The organism is Burkholderia sp. Ac-20384 (genome assembly GCF_017104605.1).
GTDB lineage: Bacteria > Pseudomonadota > Gammaproteobacteria > Burkholderiales > Burkholderiaceae > Burkholderia > Burkholderia lata.
The window spans coordinates 27,445-45,521 of record NZ_JAAGPE010000027.1 but is presented as its reverse complement, the minus strand read 5'-3'; the positions used below and the strand labels follow the sequence as shown (position 1 = coordinate 45,521).

20 protein-coding genes and 1 tRNA gene are annotated in these 18,077 nt (G+C 65.7%); 4 read left to right on the top strand and 17 right to left on the bottom strand.

Annotated elements, in window-relative coordinates; translation table 11 throughout:
• Positions 1–38: 38 nt before the first annotated feature.
• Positions 39–536, top strand: coding sequence for a pantetheine-phosphate adenylyltransferase (gene coaD / locus G3O00_RS08060; RefSeq protein ID WP_031403077.1), 498 nt, complete (start codon positions 39–41; stop codon positions 534–536).
• Positions 537–595: 59 nt separating this feature from the next.
• The gene (locus G3O00_RS08055) at positions 596–862 is read left to right on the top strand and encodes a YfhL family 4Fe-4S dicluster ferredoxin (RefSeq protein ID WP_175043325.1); all 267 of its coding nucleotides are present in this window, start codon (positions 596–598) and stop codon (positions 860–862) included.
• A gap of 84 nt (positions 863–946) precedes the next feature.
• On the opposite strand, the gene hisC is transcribed toward G3O00_RS08055, so the two are convergent.
• The 8 genes from hisC to G3O00_RS08015 form a co-directional block, all read right to left on the bottom strand.
• On the bottom strand, positions 947–2,014 hold the full coding sequence (gene hisC / locus G3O00_RS08050; RefSeq protein WP_206142644.1) for a histidinol-phosphate transaminase: 1,068 nt from the start codon (positions 2,012–2,014) through the stop codon (positions 947–949).
• 115 nt (positions 2,015–2,129) lie between these two features.
• The gene (gene pth, locus G3O00_RS08045) at positions 2,130–2,729 is read right to left on the bottom strand and encodes an aminoacyl-tRNA hydrolase (RefSeq protein ID WP_006477776.1); all 600 of its coding nucleotides are present in this window, start codon (positions 2,727–2,729) and stop codon (positions 2,130–2,132) included.
• Between the two features lie 121 nt (positions 2,730–2,850).
• On the bottom strand, positions 2,851–3,456 hold the full coding sequence (locus G3O00_RS08040) for a 50S ribosomal protein L25/general stress protein Ctc (protein WP_011353236.1): 606 nt from the start codon (positions 3,454–3,456) through the stop codon (positions 2,851–2,853).
• A 161-nt stretch (positions 3,457–3,617) separates the two neighbouring features.
• Positions 3,618–4,580, bottom strand: a complete 963-nt coding sequence (locus G3O00_RS08035) for a ribose-phosphate pyrophosphokinase (protein WP_011353235.1) — start codon at positions 4,578–4,580, stop codon at positions 3,618–3,620.
• A gap of 45 nt (positions 4,581–4,625) precedes the next feature.
• A tRNA-Gln gene (locus G3O00_RS08030) sits at positions 4,626–4,702 on the bottom strand.
• A gap of 55 nt (positions 4,703–4,757) precedes the next feature.
• Positions 4,758–5,639: a 4-(cytidine 5'-diphospho)-2-C-methyl-D-erythritol kinase gene (ispE, locus tag G3O00_RS08025; protein ID WP_069248895.1), complete on the bottom strand. Its 882-nt coding sequence runs from the start codon at positions 5,637–5,639 to the stop codon at positions 4,758–4,760.
• Between the two features lie 25 nt (positions 5,640–5,664).
• Entirely contained in the window at positions 5,665–6,285 is a 621-nt protein-coding gene (gene lolB / locus G3O00_RS08020; protein ID WP_011353233.1) for a lipoprotein insertase outer membrane protein LolB, read from the bottom strand.
• Complete coding sequence (locus G3O00_RS08015; RefSeq protein WP_206142643.1) at positions 6,285–8,108, bottom strand: tetratricopeptide repeat protein; 1,824 nt, start codon at positions 8,106–8,108, stop codon at positions 6,285–6,287. Before G3O00_RS08015 ends, lolB begins: the two co-directional genes overlap by 1 nt.
• A gap of 86 nt (positions 8,109–8,194) precedes the next feature.
• On the opposite strand from G3O00_RS08015, the gene mutM reads away from it, so the two are divergent.
• Both mutM and mutY read left to right on the top strand, forming a co-directional pair.
• Positions 8,195–9,022, top strand: coding sequence for a bifunctional DNA-formamidopyrimidine glycosylase/DNA-(apurinic or apyrimidinic site) lyase (gene mutM, locus G3O00_RS08010; RefSeq protein ID WP_011353231.1), 828 nt, complete (start codon positions 8,195–8,197; stop codon positions 9,020–9,022).
• Between the two features lie 24 nt (positions 9,023–9,046).
• Positions 9,047–10,153: an A/G-specific adenine glycosylase gene (gene mutY, locus G3O00_RS08005; RefSeq protein ID WP_174930752.1), complete on the top strand. Its 1,107-nt coding sequence runs from the start codon at positions 9,047–9,049 to the stop codon at positions 10,151–10,153.
• Positions 10,154–10,365: 212 nt separating this feature from the next.
• Here mutY and G3O00_RS08000 read toward each other — a convergent pair whose 3' ends face one another.
• The 9 genes from G3O00_RS08000 to lptC form a co-directional block, all read right to left on the bottom strand.
• Positions 10,366–11,001, bottom strand: coding sequence for an LON peptidase substrate-binding domain-containing protein (locus tag G3O00_RS08000; RefSeq protein ID WP_011353229.1), 636 nt, complete (start codon positions 10,999–11,001; stop codon positions 10,366–10,368).
• Between the two features lie 27 nt (positions 11,002–11,028).
• Positions 11,029–11,937 (bottom strand): RNase adapter RapZ, encoded by a 909-nt coding sequence (rapZ, locus tag G3O00_RS07995; protein WP_041492961.1) that lies wholly within the window; start codon positions 11,935–11,937, stop codon positions 11,029–11,031.
• Positions 11,938–12,012: 75 nt separating this feature from the next.
• Positions 12,013–12,981, bottom strand: a complete 969-nt coding sequence (gene hprK, locus G3O00_RS07990) for an HPr(Ser) kinase/phosphatase (protein ID WP_011353227.1) — start codon at positions 12,979–12,981, stop codon at positions 12,013–12,015.
• A gap of 129 nt (positions 12,982–13,110) precedes the next feature.
• Positions 13,111–13,650, bottom strand: coding sequence for a PTS sugar transporter subunit IIA (locus G3O00_RS07985; RefSeq protein ID WP_011353226.1), 540 nt, complete (start codon positions 13,648–13,650; stop codon positions 13,111–13,113).
• A gap of 168 nt (positions 13,651–13,818) precedes the next feature.
• Positions 13,819–14,178, bottom strand: coding sequence for a ribosome-associated translation inhibitor RaiA (raiA, locus tag G3O00_RS07980; RefSeq protein ID WP_006477786.1), 360 nt, complete (start codon positions 14,176–14,178; stop codon positions 13,819–13,821).
• Positions 14,179–14,336: 158 nt separating this feature from the next.
• The gene (locus G3O00_RS07975) at positions 14,337–15,842 is read right to left on the bottom strand and encodes an RNA polymerase factor sigma-54 (RefSeq protein ID WP_011353225.1); all 1,506 of its coding nucleotides are present in this window, start codon (positions 15,840–15,842) and stop codon (positions 14,337–14,339) included.
• A 159-nt stretch (positions 15,843–16,001) separates the two neighbouring features.
• Positions 16,002–16,778, bottom strand: coding sequence for an LPS export ABC transporter ATP-binding protein (gene lptB, locus G3O00_RS07970; RefSeq protein WP_011353224.1), 777 nt, complete (start codon positions 16,776–16,778; stop codon positions 16,002–16,004).
• Positions 16,775–17,440 carry a lipopolysaccharide transport periplasmic protein LptA gene (gene lptA, locus G3O00_RS07965; protein ID WP_011353223.1) on the bottom strand — a complete coding sequence of 222 codons (666 nt, stop codon included), beginning with the start codon at positions 17,438–17,440 and terminating at the stop codon, positions 16,775–16,777. The genes lptB and lptA overlap by 4 nt, the downstream gene beginning before the upstream one ends.
• A 20-nt stretch (positions 17,441–17,460) precedes the next feature.
• Positions 17,461–18,075 (bottom strand): LPS export ABC transporter periplasmic protein LptC, encoded by a 615-nt coding sequence (gene lptC / locus G3O00_RS07960; protein WP_011353222.1) that lies wholly within the window; start codon positions 18,073–18,075, stop codon positions 17,461–17,463.
• Positions 18,076–18,077: the final 2 nt, after the last annotated feature.

Here is an 18,077-nt window from a genome sequence, read left to right as displayed (position 1 = left end):
GGCTGCCATCCCGTTTGCGTGATGACAGGAGGAGCGACATGGTAGTCGCCGTGTATCCCGGTACGTTCGATCCGCTGACGCGCGGGCACGAAGACCTCGTGCGGCGTGCGTCGAGCATTTTTGATACGCTGGTGGTCGGTGTTGCCGACAGCCGCGCGAAAAAGCCGTTCTTCTCGCTGGAAGAACGTCTGACGATTGCGAACGAGGTGCTCGGTCATTATCCGAACGTGAAGGTGATGAGTTTCACCGGCCTCCTGAAGGATTTCGTCCGCACCAACAATGCGCGCGTGATCGTGCGCGGCCTGCGCGCCGTGTCCGATTTCGAATATGAGTTCCAGATGGCGGGGATGAATCGCTACCTGCTGCCCGACGTCGAGACGATGTTCATGACGCCGTCCGATCAGTACCAGTTCATCTCGGGGACGATCGTGCGCGAAATCGCGCAGTTGGGCGGCGATGTCAGCAAGTTCGTGTTCCCGTCCGTCGAGAAGTGGCTGACCGAGAAAGTCGCTGCGATGGGAGGCCCTGCCGCGTAATGCGGCGCCGGCCGGTTTCGTTGCGAAGCCGGCCGCCGGCCTGAAGAAGTGAGATCAGTATGTCTTTGATGATTACCGACGAGTGCATCAATTGCGACGTGTGCGAGCCCGAGTGCCCGAACGGCGCGATTTCGATGGGCCCGGACATCTACGTGATCGACCCGAAAAAGTGCACCGAGTGCGTCGGCCATTTCGACGAACCCCAGTGCCAGCAGGTGTGTCCGGTCGAATGCATTCCGCGCGATCCGCAGCATGACGAATCGCACGCGCAATTGATGGAGAAGTATCACGCGTTGACCGCAGCGAAGGGCGACGACGCGTCGTGACCCCGCGGTGACGCGCGTGCCCGGGTTCTTCGGCACGCACGTCACGCATCCGGATCGGCGCCGCCCGGCGCCGGTTCGTTCATTTCAGGCCAGCAGCTCGCGCAATGCCGCGACGAGCGCATCGCATTCGGCGTCGGTGCCGACGGTGATGCGCAGGTGCTGGTCGATCCGCGGCAGCCGGAAGTGCCGCACGAAAATTTCCCGTTCCTTCAGTTTTGCCGCAATCGCACCCGCGTCGTGCGCGGGATGGCGCGCGAACACGAAATTCGCGGCCGACGGCACGATGTCGAAGCCGAGCGCGTCGAGCGCATGCGTGAGCCGCGTCCGGCTGTCGATCACGCGCCGGCAGGTCGCGCTGAAATAATCGGTGTCTTCGTACGCAGCCTGCGCGGCGACCTGCGCGAGCCGGTCGAGCGGGTACGAGTTGAAACTGTCCTTCACGCGGTTCAGCGCGTCGATCAGCGCTGCGTCGCCGAACGCGAAGCCGACGCGCATACCTGCGAGCGAGCGCGCCTTCGACGTCGTGTGCACGACGAGCAGGTTCGGGTAGCGGTCGATCAGCGTAATCGCGGACTGCGCGCCGAAGTCGACGTAGGCTTCATCGATCACGACGACCGACGACGGATTCGCGGCCACGATCCGCTCGACGTCCGCGAGCGGCAGTGCGCACCCGGTCGGCGCGTTCGGGTTCGGAAACAGCACGCCGCCGGCGTCGTCGAGATAGTCGTCCACGCGAATCGAGAAATTGTCGGCGAGCGGTACGATCGACGTCTGGACGCCGTACAGGCGCGCGTAGGTCGGATAGAAGCTGTAGGTGATGTCAGGGAAGCGCAGCGGCCGGTCGTGCTCGAGCAGCGCCTGGAACGTGTGCGCGAGCACCTCGTCGGAGCCGTTGCCGACGAACACCTGCTCGGGCTTGATGCGGTGATGGGCCGCGACCGTCTCGCGCAGCGCGCGCGCAACCGGGTCGGGATAGCGGCGCAGGGTGTCGCCGGTCTCGCCGAGTTCGCGCGCGATCGCCGCGACGACGCGCGGTGACGGCGGATAGGGATTCTCGTTGGTGTTCAGCTTGACGGGGTGTGCGAGCGCGGGCTGCTCGCCCGGCACGTAAGGCACGAGTTGCTGAACGATGTCGCTCCAGTAACGGCTCACCGCTTGGCTCCTGTCGGGCAAAGCGACCAGATTACCGCATGTGCGCGCAGGGAGGGGCGGGCGGGGCCGCCCGGCGGCGCCGGACGGCTCGATGCACCGGAGCGGTGCGATGCGCTCAGTTGCGATGCAACTGCATCGTCGCGCGGTCGAGTTCGCCCTTGACGACCATCGGCATCACCGCGAGCGCGCGTTCGATCGACGCATCGATCACGTCCTGTTCTTCGCGGCGCGGCGGCTTCAATACGAAGTTCGCGACATCGGGCTTCGCACCGGCGCGCGCGCTTTCCGGAATCAGGTCGCGCGGATGGCCGATGCCGATCCGCAGCCGCCAGTACTGTTGCGACGACAGGTGCGCGGTGATGTCCTTCAGGCCGTTGTGGCCGCCGCTGCCGCCGCCGAGCTTCAGCTTCACGGTGCCGGGCGGCAGGTCGAGCTCGTCGTGCGCGACGAGGATCTGGTCGGGCAGGATCTTGAAGAATTGCGCGAGCGCGACGACCGACTGGCCGGAGCGGTTCATGTAGGTTTGCGGCTCGAGCAGGTGGACTTCTTCGCCGTGCAGGCGCGCTTTCGCGTAGAAGCCATGGAAGCGACGCTCGTCGCGCAGCGTCGTGCCGGCTTCGCGGGCGAGCTGGTCGATCAGCCAGAAGCCGGCGTTGTGGCGCGTCGCGGTGTATTCCGCCCCGGGATTGCCGAGGCCGACGATCAGTTTGATCATGACGTTTCGAAGGCGGCAACGGCCGCCTGGGCGCAGAAAAAGAAAAACCCGCCGGGCAAGCCGCGGCGGGTTGCGTCGACCGTTTCGTGAAACGGATCGATGAGGTGCGCTGGCAGCCCGCTTAGGCAGCCGGCGTTTCGCCTTCTGCTGCGTCCGACACGGCACCAGCCGGAACCGTCGCCGATGCGACAACCGGGTTTTCCGCGTCGACGTGCGCGACCAGCACGACGCCCTTCGGCAGCGTGATGTCCTTCGCGTGCAGCGATTGACCGGCTTCGATCTTCGACAGGTCGACTTCGAGGAACTCCGGCAGGTCAGCCGGCAGGCACTCGATTTCGATTTCCGTCGCGACGTGCGAAACGATCGCGCTCGACAGCTTCACGGCCGGGCTGATTTCTGCGTTCAGGAAGTGCAGCGGAGCCTTCGTGTGCAGCTTCTTCTTCGCGTCAACGCGTTGGAAGTCCACGTGCAGCACCAGTTGCTTGAACGGGTGGTATTGCACGTCGCGCAGCAGAACCTGTTGCGACTGGCCAGCCACTTCGAGGTCGAGGATCGACGAGTGGAAAGCTTCCTTCTTCAGGGCATGCCACAGGGCGTTGTGATCGAGTTCGATCTTTTGCGGGGCTGCTTCGCCACCGTAAACGATACCCGTGGTCTTACCAGCGTTGCGCAGGCGGCGGCTCGCACCCGTACCTTGCTCTTGGCGCTCGAAAGCGACGACTTTCATGTGATTCTCCAATAGCTGCCCGCGACCAGGCAGTAAAACGGGGCCGTCAAACTGCGGCCCCCGATGAAACGGCCGGGGTTTCGTCTATCCCGTCCGATTGTGCAAAAAGCGAAGCGTTGCCGCTTCGCTTTCTGCGCACGCTTTGTTCAGTCGATTCGCGATCAGGATTCCGCGAACAGCGACATCACCGAGTCGCCGCGGCGGATCCGCGAGAACGTTTCGGCCAGCAGGCTCGCGCTCGTCAACGCACGGATCTTCGAGCAGCCGAGCGATTCGGCGGACAGCGGGATCGTATCGGTGACGACCAGTTCGTCGAGCGCCGATGCGGCGATACGATCACCAGCGCCACCCGACAGCACCGGGTGCGTAGCGTACGCGAAGACCTGCTTCGCGCCGCGTTCCTTCAGCACTTGCGCGGCCTTGCAGAGCGTGCCTGCCGTATCGACCATGTCGTCCATGATCACGCAGGTGCGGCCTTCGACTTCACCGATGATGTTCATCACTTCGGAGACGTTCGCCTTCGGGCGACGCTTGTCGATGATCGCGAGATCGCAGTTGAGCTGTTTCGCGAGTGCCCGGGCACGTACCACACCGCCGACGTCCGGCGACACGACGAGCAGATCCGAGTAGTTCTGCTTGCGCAGGTCACCCAGCAGGATCGGCGTTGCGTAGATGTTGTCGACCGGGATGTCGAAGAAGCCCTGAATCTGGTCGGCGTGCAGATCCATCGTGATGATCCGCTCGACGCCGGCGATTTCCAGCATGTTCGCGACGACCTTCGCCGAGATCGCGACACGCGCCGAACGCGGGCGGCGATCTTGACGGGCGTAGCCGAAGTAGGGGATGGCAGCAGTGATCCGGCCAGCGGATGCGCGCTTGAGCGCATCGACCATGATCATCAGTTCCATCAGGTTGTCGTTCGTCGGCGCGCACGTGGATTGCAGGACGAAGACGTCCTTGCCGCGCACGTTTTCCTGGATCTCGACCTGGATCTCGCCGTCGGAGAAACGGCTGACCATTGCTTTGCCGAGGGGAATTCCAAGGATATTGACGACTTCCTGGGCGAGCGCGGGATTCGCGTTGCCAGTAAAGACCATCAGGCCATCATGGCTGTGGCTGCTCATCGTGCACCTGCTTCAGGCTTGGGCGGGAAATGCGGGAAAAATTTTTGGCAGGGGAGGAAGGACTCGAACCCTCGCATGCCGGAATCAAAATCCGGTGCCTTGACCAACTTGGCGACTCCCCTACACTTAACTGATAACTTCACCGAACTTGTGTAGGCCGTTCGGCAAAGTAAAACTTCATGATGCGAAAGCGAAGAGCGGATGCTCGTTCAGGCTCTCGGCAACTGCACCGTTCCAACCGGTGGGCAGCTTGGCTTGCGCCGCTTCTGCCTCATGCTTGCTGCGAAACGCTGCAAACACGCTTGCTCCGGAGCCGGTCATCCTCGCGGGGGTCACATCATACAACCATTTGACCACCTGCGCAACTTCCGCGTACTTACTTGTCACAACTTGCTGCATATCGTTCCGACCGAAACTATCTGGCCATCCCGCGTCGCTGCTTTGCTGTGCAAGAAAGTCCGTAATTGTGACGCGCTTCGAATCTCTTGTCAACAACTCATCTGAAAATATTTCAGCGGTTGGGACGTGAACGCGGGGCGTTACAACCAAGAACCAGCGAGTCGGCAATTGTACCTCAGCTAATTCTTCTCCGATACCCTCTGCGAACGCATTTTTTCCAAAAATAAAAAACGGGACGTCTGCGCCGAGTTTTACCGCGAGCGACTGGAGTTCGGCGCGCGGCAAGTCGAGTTGCCACAGGCGGTTCAGCGCGAGCAGCGTCGTGGCCGCGTCGGAGCTGCCGCCGCCGAGGCCGGCTCCCATCGGCAGGCACTTGTCGATCTCGATGTCGACACCGTGCGCGGTGCCCGTATGCGCTTTCAACAGGTTGGCCGCGCGCACGACGAGATCGCTTTCCTCGGGCACGCCGGGCACGTCGGTGACGCGTGCGACGCGACCGTCGTCGCGCAGCGTGAAGTGCAGCGTGTCGCCCCAGTTCAGCAACTGGAACACGCTCTGCAGGTCGTGATAGCCGTTCGGACGTCGGCCGGTGATGTGCAGGAACAGGTTGAGTTTCGCGGGCGCAAGGCAGTTGCGCAGCGAGCGGGTCGAATCGGTCATGCGTAGGTCTGGGCTAGGCGGGTGCTCACTGATCGAGCACGAGCTTGATGTCGAGCGGCGGTGTCGCACGCACGAGGTTGACGCGTTTGACGCCCGTGGCCGGGGCATCCGCGTAGGCAAGGTAGTCGATCGTCCAGCCGTCCTGGCGGATCTGCTTGACGCGCGTACCGTCGGCCGGATCGCGCACCGTCTCCGCGGGCGTGGCGGGCGCGGCTGTCGGCAGCAGCCAGTAGCGCAGGCCCGCGAGCGGCAGTTCGAAGCCGAGCGTTTTCTGCATCAGGTCGCCGACGTCCGGCGCATATTGCGTCGGACGGTTCGGCAATTCGAGCGATGCCGCCTGCGGCGTCGATTTCACGACCGCGAGCGTCTGGCCGAGTGGGCTGCGCAGCTCCAGCGACACGTCGTCGCCGTGCTCCTGCCAGTCGAAGTTGCCGTACACGTTCTGCTGCTTGCCGAGACGGTCGTCGTACTGCACCGCGAAGCGGCCGTGGTAAGCGTGGGTTGCGGCGGTCTGCAGCGCCGCGCCGGTCGGCGCGCTGGCCGACGGCGGCGTGCTCGCGCAGCCCGCGAGCGCGAGCGCCGCACCGGCTGCGGCCAGCGTGCGCTGCGCGCGGAAGGACAGGGAAAACGTCGGGAACATCTGCATCAGAGACCGTTGACCTGGAGGCGTTTCAGCGTCTGCACGAGCGTGTCGTTGTCCGGCTCGAGCTTCTGCGCGTCACGCCACGCGGAACGCGCGTCGTCCTGCGCGCCGCTCTTCCACAGCACTTCGCCGAGGTGCGCGCCGATTTCGGCGTTCGGCTGCAGTTCGTACGCGCGTCGCAGCACCTTCGTCGCGCCGGCCGTATCGCCCATCCGGTACTTCACCCAGCCGAGGCTGTCCATGATGTACGCGTCGTTCGGCGCGAGCGTCATCGCCTTGTCGATCAGCTTGCTGGCTTCGGGCAGCCGCTGGTTGCGGTCGGCGAGCGAATAGCCGAGTGCGTTGTACGCCTGCGGATTGTCGGGCTGCGTGCGGATCAGCTCGCGCAGCTGCTTTTCCATCGTCGTGTAGTGGCCGGTCTTTTCGGCCGCCATCGCATAGTCGTAGCGCAGGTCGGGATCGTCGGGGAAGTCCTGGACCGCCTGCCCGAGCCGTGCCTCGGCTTCCGGATAGCGCTTCGCGGTGAACAGGATCGACGCGTCGGTGCGTGCGACCACGGCCGCATCGCGCGGATCCGTGATCGGCAGGTCGTCGAGCACCTTGCGCGCCTCGTCGGTCTTGCCCTGTTTCTGCAGCAGTTGCGCGCGCGTGATCTGCGCGGGGAGGTAGTGCTGGCTCGTCTGGTCGACCTTGTCGAGCCACTGCGACGCCTGCGCGTCGTTGTTCTGGTCGATCGCGATCTGCGCGAGGTAGATGTAGCCCTGGCCGACGTCGAGGTTCGGCTGCTTGTCGCCGAGCTGCACGTACTGCTTCAGGAAGACCGTCGCTTCGTCGAGCTTCTTCTGCTGGATCTTGATCAGTGCGAGCGCCATCAGCGGCGTCGGGTCCTTCGAGTCGAGCTTGCGCATCGTCTCGAACTGCTTCTGCGCGTCGTCGAGGCGATCGTCGGCGAGATAGAGCTGCGACAGCGCGAGCCGCGCGTCGCGCGACTTCGGATTCTGCTGAACATACTTCTCGAACGACGCGATGCCCGCCGCGCGTTCCGCGGGCCCCATCTGCGACAGCATCAGGGCCGCCGGCAGGTAGTCGGGGCGGATCTGCAGCGCCTGCTTCAGCGACTGCGCGGCGCCGTCCTTGTCGTCGACCGCGAGCTGCTGGCGCGCGATAGCGAGCTGCGCTTCGGGCCGGTTCAGGTCGTTCTTCAGCATGTCCTTCAGCACCGCGAGGCCGCCGACGCGGTCGGAGCCGCGTACCAGCAACGCCTGCAGCGCGAGGATCGCCGGGCCGCGCGTCTCGCCGGTCGCCCGGGCCAGCTCGCGCGCGAGCATCGGCTGCGCGTCGGCCGGCTTGCCGGCAAGCACCAGCAGCGCGGCGTCAACCTGGGATGCGCGATTCGAATCCGGTGCGTACTGGCGCCACAGGTTCGCGGCGGACAACGCGTCGGCCGGGCTCTGCGCGCCGAGCGCGATCTCGGTCGCACGCTGCGCCATGCGCGGATCGCGCGTGTCGCGGGCGAGCGCGAGGTAGGTCTGGTAGGCCGGCGCGGGCTGGTTACGCTGCAGCGCGACCTCGGCGGCGAGCACCTGATAGACGATCTGGCTCGTCAGCGGAACGCCGGGGAGATCCTTTTTCTCGTCCGGCATCACGTGCTCGAACGCGCCCTGCGACTCCGCGTCGTCCGATGCCGGATCCTGCGCGTGGGCCGGGAAGGCGGTGAGGGTCCAGGCGGCAAACAGCGCGGCGCCGAGTGCACGGCGGACCGGGAAGGCGCGCGCGCCGCGCACGGCGGCGGGGCGCTTCTGAAGCAGCTTCGAGGGCAGGGTCATGGAAATCCGTTCGATGTTTCAACCGATTGTAACGCGCTCGCTACAATACACGCACGATCGGTAATCCAGTCTCAGACCCGCAAAACATGCCAGAGTTGCCAGAAGTCGAAGTCACGCGCCGGGGCATCGAGCCCTTTGTCGCGGGCCGCCGCGTCGAGCGTGTCGACGTCCGTACCGAGATGCTGCGCTGGCCCGTGCCGGCCGGGCTCGCCGAGCAGTTGCGCGCGCGCGAGGTGCTCGCCGTCGAGCGTCGCGGCAAGTACCTGCTGTTCGAGGTCGACGCGGGCTGGTTCATCGTTCATCTCGGCATGACGGGCACGCTGCGCGTGCTGCCCGCGGACGGGCTGCCGGTTGCCGCGAAGCACGACCACATCGACTGGATCTTCGACGAATTCGTGCTGCGGTTCCGCGATCCGCGCCGCTTCGGTGCGGTGCTGTGGCACCCGCGGGAAGCGGGCGATGTCCATGCGCATCCGCTCCTCGCGAGCCTCGGCGTCGAGCCGTTCTCGCCGGCGTTCACCGGCGCGCTGCTGCACGCGCGCACGCGCGGCCGCACCGTGTCGGTCAAGCAGGCGCTGCTCGCGGGCGACATGGTCGTCGGCGTCGGCAACATCTATGCGTCGGAGAGCCTGTTTCGCGCCGGCATCCGGCCGACGACGGCCGCCGGCAAGGTGTCGCTGCCGCGCTACGAGCGGCTGGCCGACGCAGTGCGCGCGACGCTTGCCGACGCGATCGAGCGCGGTGGCAGCACGTTGCGCGATTTTGTCGGCAGCAACGGCGAAAGCGGCTATTTCCAGCTCGACTGCTTCGTCTACGACCGTGCGGGCCAGCCATGCCGCGTATGCAACACGCCGATCCGCCAGATCGTACAGGGCCAGCGGTCGACCTATTTCTGCCCGACCTGCCAGCGTTGAAACCTTTTTCCACGATTAGATAACTTGAAGCCGCCCCGCATCGCCCCCGCTCCGTTCCCCGTTACGCCGCTGCATCGCACGTTCGCCACGCGCCTGGTCGCGTGGCAGCGCGAGCATGGCCGCCACGACCTGCCGTGGCAGAACACCCGTGATCCGTACCGGATCTGGCTGTCGGAAATCATGCTGCAGCAGACGCAGGTATCGACCGTCATCCCGTATTACACGCGCTTTCTCGAACGCTACCCCGACGTCGCCGCGCTCGCGGCCGCGCCGACCGACGACGTGATGGCGCTGTGGGCGGGGCTCGGCTACTACTCGCGCGCGCGCAACCTGCACCGTTGCGCGCAGGTCGTCGTTGCCGAGCACGGCGGTGCGTTTCCCGCGACGCCCGACGCGCTGGCCGAACTGCCGGGCATCGGCCGTTCGACGGCCGCGGCAATCGCGTCGTTTGCGTACGGCGCGCGCGCGACGATTCTCGACGGCAACGTGAAGCGCGTGCTTGCACGGGTGTTCGGCGTCGAGGGCTTTCCGGGCGAGAAGCGCGTCGAGAACGACATGTGGGCGCTCGCCGAATCGTTGTTGCCCGATGCCGCGAACGCAGCCGACGTGAGCGCGTATACGCAGGGGTTGATGGATCTCGGCGCGACGCTGTGCGTGCGCGGCAAGCCCGATTGCGCGCGCTGCCCGTTCGCGGGCGATTGCGTCGCGCAATCGACGGGCCGCCAGCGCGAACTGCCGGCCGCGCGGCCGAAGAAGGCCGTGCCGACCCGCAAGACCTGGATGCTCGTGCTGCGCGACGGTGACGCCGTGTTGCTCGAGCGGCGGCCGCCGACCGGTATCTGGGGCGGGCTGTGGAGCCTGCCGCAGGCGGATGGCGACGCCGCGCTCGCGGAACTCGCGCGCGGCTTCGGCGGTGGCGGCACGGTGCCGCTGGCGCCGCTCATGCACACGTTCACGCATTTCCGGCTCGAGATCGAGCCGCGGCTGAGCGACATGGCCGACGGCGGTGGCCTGCCTGAGGGCGCGCGGGACGCGGACACCGCCTGGGTGCCGTTGAGCCGGCTCGACGCGTATGGCGTGCCGGCACCCGTGCGCAAGCTGCTCGATGCACTGAGCGGGCCGCTGCTGTAACGAAGGGGGGCGCGGCGCATGCCGCGCTTTCAAGGAAAAGTCGGACGCCCGTGGTTTTTCGCGCCGACGGAAGTCGCCCTTGGGGGCCTGGCGCGAAGGGGTTGTCCGGGCGGCGCTCCGAAAAACGCCGACCGGGTTTTTCGCCTGGAAGGAAGCCGCTCGTGAGACGCCCCCTTGCGGATGGCTCGCGGGAAGCGAAAGGTCCGAGGCGCCTATAACCAGCCGTGCCGGTCGAGCACGTGGTGCACGGCGTCGATGCGCGCGCCGACGTCCGGAAACTCCATCAGCTTCTGCCGCGCGCGCAGGTCGAGCGGCAGCAGTTCCGCGAGACGGTTCGACACCCAGCTCGGATCGTCGAGGCGGAACGGTTCGCCGAACGGCATTTTCTCTGGATCGGTCTTCTTCAGCGCGGCGATGATGCGCTCGAGCACCTCGGCGCACGAGCCGAATTGCGCGAGCGTCTGCTCGCCTTCGAGCGGGATGTCGTCGGGCAGCGGCTCCGCGATGCCGACCAGCAGCCCGTTGCCTTCGACGCGATACGACAGCAGCTCGAAACGCTGCGTGCCGACTGCCTGCAGGTACAGCATGCCGAATTCACCGGTATCGCATTCGGTGATGCGCGCCATGCAGCCGATGGTTTCGGGCACCGACACCGCGCCGTCCTGCGCGACTTCCGGCCCGCTCTTCAGCAGGCATACGCCGAACGGTGCATTGTCGCGCAGGCACGCGCGGGACATGTCGAGATAGCGCGCCTCGAACACCTTGAGCGGGAGCAGGCCCCCCGGAAACAGCACCGTGTGCAGCGGAAACAGCGGCAGGTCGATCAGGGTGGTCGATAGGGAGGACATGGCGCGCTGATGAAGGGGCGGGTGTCGCTAGGGTCGGTCGACCTCGGAGACGAGCCGCGACGACGCGTCGACATCCACTGGCGCATCACGATGCCGCACGATCACGTTCGCCTCGTGCGCAAGGCGCGCGGCGAGCGTTTCCGCGATGAACACCGACCGATGCTGCCCGCCCGTGCAGCCGATGGCGACGGTCAGGTAGCTGCGGTTGTCATCGCGGAAGTGCGGCAGCCATTTCATCAGGAACGCATGGATGTCGTCGATCATCTGGTGGACGATCGGCAGTGCGTCGAGAAAGGCAATAACCGGCTGGTCGAGCCCGGTGAGCGGGCGCAACTCGTGGTCGTAGTACGGATTCGGCAGCGCGCGCACGTCGAACATCAGGTCGGCGTCGAGCGGCACGCCGCGCTTGAAGCCGAACGATTCGAACATCACCATCAGGTCGTTGTTCTTCTGCTCGATGAAGCGCTTGACCCACGTACGCAGCGCGTTCGCGCGCAGCGTGCTCGTGTCGATCTGGTGGCCGAATTCGGCGAGCGGGGCGACGAGGTGGCGTTCGCGCTCGATCGCTTCCTCGAGCGACGACAGCAGGCCGACGTCCGCATCGTGCGACAGCGAGCCGGACAGCGGGTGGCGGCGGCGCGTTTCGGAGAAGCGCTGGATCAGCGCCTGGGTGCTCGCGTTGAGGAACAGCACGCGCACGTCGTGCTCGCGCGACAGGTCGCGGATCAGGCCGGGCATTTCGTCGAGCGACGCGCTCGAGCGCGCGTCGATCGCGACCGCGAGCCGGTGCTGGCCCTCTCCGGCGAGGTAGCGGGCGAGTTCGGGGAGCACGTGCGGCGGCAGGTTGTCGACACAGTAATAGCCTGCGTCCTCGAGCGCGTTCAACGCGACGGACTTGCCTGAGCCGGAGATGCCGGTGATGAGGACGATGCGCATGGGAAGCAGTGAATCCTGACGTTTCATCATAGCACCGGCCAGACGCGTCGGCGTTGCGTGGCCGGCGCGTGCGGGTTACACCAGTTTGCCGGGGAACTGACTGTCGGGATCTTGCATCGCGAGTCGTTGCCGATCCATGAAATCGCGCAACGTGTCGATTCCGCGCAACTGCAGGATCGTGTTCCGGACGGCCGCCTCGACGAGCACCGCGAGGTTGCGGCCGGCCGCAACCTGGATCGTGACCTTGCTGATCGGCAAGCCGAGCACGTCGACGGTCTGGCTTTCGAGCGGCAGGCGCTGGAATTCGCCGTCGGGGCGCCGCACGAGCTGGACGATCAGCTTCAGCTTCATTTTCCGCCGCACGGCGGTTTCGCCGAAGATCGTCTTGATGTCGAGCAGGCCGAGGCCGCGCACTTCGAGCAGGTTCTGCAGCAGCGGCGGGCAGCGCCCTTCGACGAAATCGGGGCCAAGTCGGACGAAGTCGACCGCGTCGTCGGCGACGAGGCCGTGGCCGCGGCTGATCAGCTCGAGGCCGAGCTCGCTCTTGCCGAGGCCCGAATCGCCGGTCAGCAGCACGCCCATCCCGAGGATGTCGATGAACACGCCGTGCAGCGTCGCGCGCGGCGCGAGGATGCGCGACATGTAGAGCCGCAGGCTGTCGATCACCGCGGCGGCCGACATCGGCGTCGTGAACAGCGGGGTGGACGAGCGCGTGCAGCGCAGCACGAGTTCGGGCGGCGCGGCGGCACCGCCGGCGACGACGAGGAACGGCGGTTCGAGCGCGATCAGCTCGGCCATGTGGCGCGAGCGGTCTTCGTCGGTTTGCCGCTGGTAGTAGTCGATTTCGGCTTCGCCGAGCACCTGGATCCGGTTCGGGTGGATCAGGTTCAGGTGGCCGACGAGGTCGGCGCTCGAGGTTGCATTGCCGACGGTGTCGGCCGAAAAGCCGCGCTCCCAGCCTTCATGCCCCGTCAGCCAGCTCAGTTTCAGCGTGGCCGCGTTGTCGTCGAAGATGCTCTGGGCGTTGATGCTGGACGTATCCATGACTCTCGTCACTCCAATGGGCCGGTGCGTGCGCGCGGCGACGGACGTCGCCATGCCGGGCCGGCGCCGGGCGGCCCTGAACGGCGGCGTGTGCCGCCGCGTACGGGAAAATAATCCGCCCGGATCAACTCAAGGTTGCCACTGAGTGAGCAGGCGATGCAACTCGGCGATATCCGTTTCGTTGTGCAGACGCTCGCGCGCGTCGCGATCGGACAGCAGTTGCGCGATTTCCGACAGGATCTCGAGGTGCTGCTGGGTGGCTTGCTCGGGCACGAGCAGGAAGATCAGGAGGCCGACCGGCTGGCCGTCGGGGGCTTCGAACGGGATCGCATCGGCGAGCCGGACGAACGCGGCGAGCGGGTGCTTGAGACCCTTGATGCGCCCGTGCGGAATCGCGACGCCTTCGCCGAGCCCGGTCGAGCCGAGGCGCTCGCGCGCGAACAGGTTGTCCGTGACGGTGCTGCGGGCGATGCCGTTCTGATTCTCGAACATCAGCCCGGCTTGTTCGAACACGCGTTTCTTGCTGGTGACTGAGAGGTCGATGACGACGTTCTCTATGGGCAGGATTTTGGCTAGGCGATTCATGTTGGCAGGCGATTGGGCGGCCTGGGGTCTCCTTGCGGCGGCAGACTGATTATCCATGTTCGGCGATATCAAGGCGTTCGGCATCGGCAACCTGCAAGGCAGCTACCGCATCCAGCGCCCCCCGGCGATAACCGGAACATTATAGAGCACAGCCGCGTGCGTGGCGCAGCGCGGACGGACCGGTTGCACCACTGCGCGGAGTCGCAAAAAAAACGCCCGGCGAACCGGGCGACGTATGTGTTGCGGTGAAGGTTACTGCGGCGGCAGTTCGATCTGGTCGATCGACGGTTGAAGCTTGATCGGGTCGTGCGCGTGCGTTTGCAGGCGCTCCATGTGCTTGACGACCTGGCGGTCCAGCTTGTCGATCAGCAGGTCGATCGCTGCATACAGGTTACCGTTCGCGCTTTCAACGAAGATGTCCTTGCCCTTCAGGTGCAGATTGATTTCCGCGCGCTGCTGCTTGTCCTTTTCCTTGTGGTTGTCGACCGAGAGGATCACAGTGCCATCGATCACCTGATCGCTATGCCGTAGCACCCGGTCCAGCTTGGTGATCACGTATTCGCGAATTGCAGGCGTGACTTCGAGATGATGTCCACTGATCTTCAGGTTCATAGTGCTTCTCCAAGCGAGTGACCACCCGGCCGCATCGAGGCGGCGCTCCGGTCGACTTGCCCGACCCGCACGAGGCGGTGTATCGCGGACAGGTCGCCCGGCCTGTTCCCCGTATGCGCGGTGGCCGGAACACGCCTGCCGCCGGGCAGGCAGCAGGCTTAAAGAGACTTGCGCAGATTCACTGCCGGGATCTTGAGGGCTTCGCGATACTTCGCAACCGTGCGGCGCGCGACCACGAATCCTTGTTCTGCCAGCAGCTCGGCAATGCGGCTGTCCGAAAGTGGCGATTTAGGGTCTTCAGCTCCTATCAGTTGCTTGATGAGGGCTCGGATGGCCGTCGACGAAGCGGCGCCACCGGTGTCGGTCGAGACGTGAGATCCGAAGAAGTACTTAAATTCAAGCGTCCCGAACGGGGTCAGCATGTACTTCCCGGTTGTCACACGGCTGACAGTCGACTCGTGTAGGCCCAGCGTATCAGCTATTTCCCGCAAAACCAAGGGGCGCATGGCAATTTCACCGTGCGCAAAGAAGTTCTTTTGACGCTCGACAATGGCCTGCGCGACACGCAGGATCGTGTCGAATCGCTGCTGGATGTTCTTGATCAGCCAGCGTGCTTCCTGCAGCTGTTGCTTGAGCGAACCGGCCGACGGATCACCGCGGCTGTTGCGCAGGATGTTCGCGTAGAGGTTGTTGATCCGCAGGCGCGGCACGACCTCCGGATTGAGCTCCGCGAGCCATCCCTGGCCGACCTTCTTCACCATGATGTCGGGCACGACGTAGTCGGCCTCGGCCTTGCCGTATGCGGCGCCGGGGAACGGCTCCAGCGAACGGATCAGCGTGTGCGCGTCGCGCAGCGCATCGTCGTTCGCCTTCAGGTGCTTGCGCAGCCGCGTGAAGTCGCGGGCGGCGAGCAGTTCGAGATGCTGCGACACGATCTCGAGCGCGAGCGTGCGTGTCGGGGACGGATCGAGGCGCAGCAACTGCAGCTTCAGGCATTCGGATGCCGAGCGGGCACCGACCCCGGCCGGGTCGAAGCTGTGCAGCAGCGCGAGCGCCGCGTTCAGTTCGTCGCAATCGATCTCCAGCTCGGGCGGCAGGTCGGCGAGCACTTCGTCGAGCGTGGCCGTCAGGTAGCCGTCGTCGTCGAGCGATTCGATCAGGAACATCACGAGCGCGCGATCGCGCGGGCTCGCCTGCGTGACGCGCAACTGCGCGGACAGGTGGTCGCGCAGCGACGTCGCGGCTTCCTGCACTTGCAGCGGCGGGAGGTCGTCGTCGTCGGATGCGCCGCTCGAGCGCCCGAATTCGTCGAGGTTCCACTGCGGGCCATCGTTGCCGTCGCCGGAGCCGTAACCGTCGTATTCGTCCGCGCCGGCCGGCTCGTCGCGCTCGGCGCGATCGCTCGACGAACTGCTGCTGTTTGTCGCAGCGGGTTCGGTGTTCTGCGCGGGAGGCGTCTGCGCGATCAACGATCCGTCCGCTGCGACGCGCAGCGGGCTCGCGATCCATTCGTCGTCGTTCTCGAGCAGCGGGTTCTGCGCGACGGCCATCGCGACTTCCTGTTGCAATTCGAGCGTCGACAACTGCAGGAGCCGGATCGACTGCTGTAGCTGGGGCGTCAGCGCCAGATGTTGCGACAGGCGGAGTTGAAGGCTGGCTTTCATGGCAAGGAGGGAGTCATACCGGCAGTTTGCCACGACCCAGGCGCGTTGAGCCATCCGCGATTACGCGCGGCGCGCCGCCCGGTCGCGGGCATGGCCGCGAAGCGGGGCGCGGCCCCGCGCGGCGATGCCGGGCGGGGTGCAGCCAGCCACGAGGAAGAGTTACATCCGGAAGTGTTCGCCGAGGTATACGCGGCGCACGCTTTCGTTTTCGATGATTTCGCTCGGCGCACCGGCGGCAAGCACCGAGCCGTCGCTGATGATGTAGGCGTGGTCGCAGATGCCGAGCGTTTCGCGGACGTTGTGATCGGTAATCAGCACGCCGATGTTGCGCTGCTTCAGGAACTTGACGATCTTCTGGATCTCGAGCACCGCGATCGGGTCGACGCCGGCGAACGGTTCGTCGAGCAGGATGAAGTTCGGATTGGTTGCCAGCGCGCGCGCGATTTCGACCCGGCGCCGTTCGCCACCCGACAGCGACAGTGCGGGGTTCTCGCGCAAGTGGCCGATCTGCAGCTCGTCGAGCAGTGCTTCGGCGCGCGACGAGATCGCATCCTTCGACAGGCGCTTGCCGTCTTCGCCGTGCTGCAGCTCGAGCACCGCGCGGATGTTTTCCTCGACGGTCAGCTTGCGGAACACGGACGCTTCCTGCGGCAGGTACGACAGGCCGAGCGATGCGCGCTTGTGGATCGGCAGCAGGCTGATCGAGCTGCCGTTCAGCGAGATCTCGCCCGCGTCGAGCGGCACCAGGCCGACGATCATGTAGAACGACGTGGTCTTGCCGGCGCCGTTCGGGCCGAGCAGGCCGACGACTTCGCCGCTCTTCACGTCGAGCGACACGTCCTTGACGACCGTGCGCGAGCCGTAGCGCTTCTTCAGGTTGCGGACGACGAGCGAGCTCGTCGTGCCGGCCGGCTGGCGGTTCGGTAGCGCGTTCATTGGCCCGGCGCCCCCTGGATCGTGGTCGACGGCGACAGCTTTGCCGGCGCGCCGTTCAGCGGCGCGGGGCCGCCGTTCTTCGGCGACAGCATCGCGCGCACGCGACCGTTCGGGTTGCCCGGCGCGGCGACGTCCTTGCCGCCCTTCGCGGTGTAGAAGTCGCGCTGGCCGTCGTACGTGATCACGCTGCCGTGCACGGTATCGGCGATGGTCGTCGTGCCCTGCAGGCGGCGCACGGTCGCGGCGGTGGTCAGCGTGGTCAGGTCCTGCTTGCCGTCGTAGTCGATGCGCTCGGCGTCGCCGTCGATGTACTCGTCGAGGCCTTCGCGCTTCTGGCGGAACGTCGCGTGCTTCTTGCCGCTGCCGAACGAAGTGGCGTACTGATAGCCTTCCGGGTCCTGGCGCACTTCGACGCGATCGCCCTTGATGATGATCGTGCCCTTCGTGATCACGACGTTGCCGGTTGCGACCGTGACCTGCTTCAGGTCGTCATAGGTCAGGTTGTCGGCCTCGACGTTGATCGGCTTGCTCTGGTCAGCCTTCTCGGCATGGGCGAGCGGCGCCAGCCCGACCAGCGGGAGCGCCACGAGCGTCGCGGCAAGCGCGGCGCGGACGGCGCGCGCAGCGCCGCCGGAAATCTGTCGAGGGAACGGTTCGTTCATGCAGTCACGTGAGGGATGCGTCACTTGGGTTGACCTTTCGAGCCGCCGGACGTGCCCGCCGCGGCGATCGTGCCGCGCACGTTGCCGTAAAGCTCGATGACCCGGGTGACGTTGTTGTACTTCATGCCGTCGGTCGCGTTGACGAGCGACAGGCCGCGTTGGAGTTTAACCGGCTTTTCGGTCTGGATCACATCGTCATTGACGAAGATCCGGAAATGCTGGGAATCGGCCTGCATCTGCGGGTCGCCGCCGCCGGCTGCGCGCAGGATGCGCGCGTCGTCGTACAAGTCGACGATCGACACGTCGCCGTTGACGGTGCCGCGCTTCGAGGTGGTCGTCACGACCGGCTTGCCGGGCTGGAACGCGCGCATGGCCGGATCGGTCAAGTCGCTGTCCTCGGTGTCTTCGTAATGGATCAGATTCGCGGCCGTCAGCCGGTACTGGGTCGAGCCGGACTGGTCGAGCTCGGTGACCGAGAAGTTGTCCGCGAAATAGTCGGGCGTATGGCGCTTCGGCTGCACGGTGCCCTCGCCGGGCGGCGGCAGCGTGGCCTGCAGCAGCCACCAGGTGATGCCTGCGAGCGCGGCGACCGCCGCGAGCGGCAGCAGCTGGGTCCAGCGGAAATGCTTGTTCATCC

Coding starts and splice junctions, on each gene's coding strand:
- raiA (WP_006477786.1), bottom strand. CDS start 14,178: ATGAACCTGAAGATCAGTGGACATCATCTCGAAGTCACGCCTGCAATT.
- lptA (WP_011353223.1), bottom strand. CDS start 17,440: ATGAACGAACCGTTCCCTCGACAGATTTCCGGCGGCGCTGCGCGCGCC.
- lolB (WP_011353233.1), bottom strand. CDS start 6,285: ATGCAGATGTTCCCGACGTTTTCCCTGTCCTTCCGCGCGCAGCGCACG.
- G3O00_RS08055 (WP_175043325.1), top strand. CDS start 596: ATGTCTTTGATGATTACCGACGAGTGCATCAATTGCGACGTGTGCGAG.
- G3O00_RS08000 (WP_011353229.1), bottom strand. CDS start 11,001: ATGTCCTCCCTATCGACCACCCTGATCGACCTGCCGCTGTTTCCGCTG.
- ispE (WP_069248895.1), bottom strand. CDS start 5,639: ATGACCGATTCGACCCGCTCGCTGCGCAACTGCCTTGCGCCCGCGAAA.
- G3O00_RS07985 (WP_011353226.1), bottom strand. CDS start 13,650: ATGCCGAACGCCTTGATATCGCCGAACATGGATAATCAGTCTGCCGCC.
- hprK (WP_011353227.1), bottom strand. CDS start 12,981: ATGGATACGTCCAGCATCAACGCCCAGAGCATCTTCGACGACAACGCG.
- coaD (WP_031403077.1), top strand. CDS start 39: ATGGTAGTCGCCGTGTATCCCGGTACGTTCGATCCGCTGACGCGCGGG.
- G3O00_RS08040 (WP_011353236.1), bottom strand. CDS start 3,456: ATGAAAGTCGTCGCTTTCGAGCGCCAAGAGCAAGGTACGGGTGCGAGC.
- lptB (WP_011353224.1), bottom strand. CDS start 16,778: ATGAACGCGCTACCGAACCGCCAGCCGGCCGGCACGACGAGCTCGCTC.
- rapZ (WP_041492961.1), bottom strand. CDS start 11,937: ATGCGCATCGTCCTCATCACCGGCATCTCCGGCTCAGGCAAGTCCGTC.
- G3O00_RS07975 (WP_011353225.1), bottom strand. CDS start 15,842: ATGAAAGCCAGCCTTCAACTCCGCCTGTCGCAACATCTGGCGCTGACG.
- mutM (WP_011353231.1), top strand. CDS start 8,195: ATGCCAGAGTTGCCAGAAGTCGAAGTCACGCGCCGGGGCATCGAGCCC.
- G3O00_RS08035 (WP_011353235.1), bottom strand. CDS start 4,580: ATGAGCAGCCACAGCCATGATGGCCTGATGGTCTTTACTGGCAACGCG.
- pth (WP_006477776.1), bottom strand. CDS start 2,729: ATGATCAAACTGATCGTCGGCCTCGGCAATCCCGGGGCGGAATACACC.
- G3O00_RS08015 (WP_206142643.1), bottom strand. CDS start 8,108: ATGACCCTGCCCTCGAAGCTGCTTCAGAAGCGCCCCGCCGCCGTGCGC.
- lptC (WP_011353222.1), bottom strand. CDS start 18,075: ATGAACAAGCATTTCCGCTGGACCCAGCTGCTGCCGCTCGCGGCGGTC.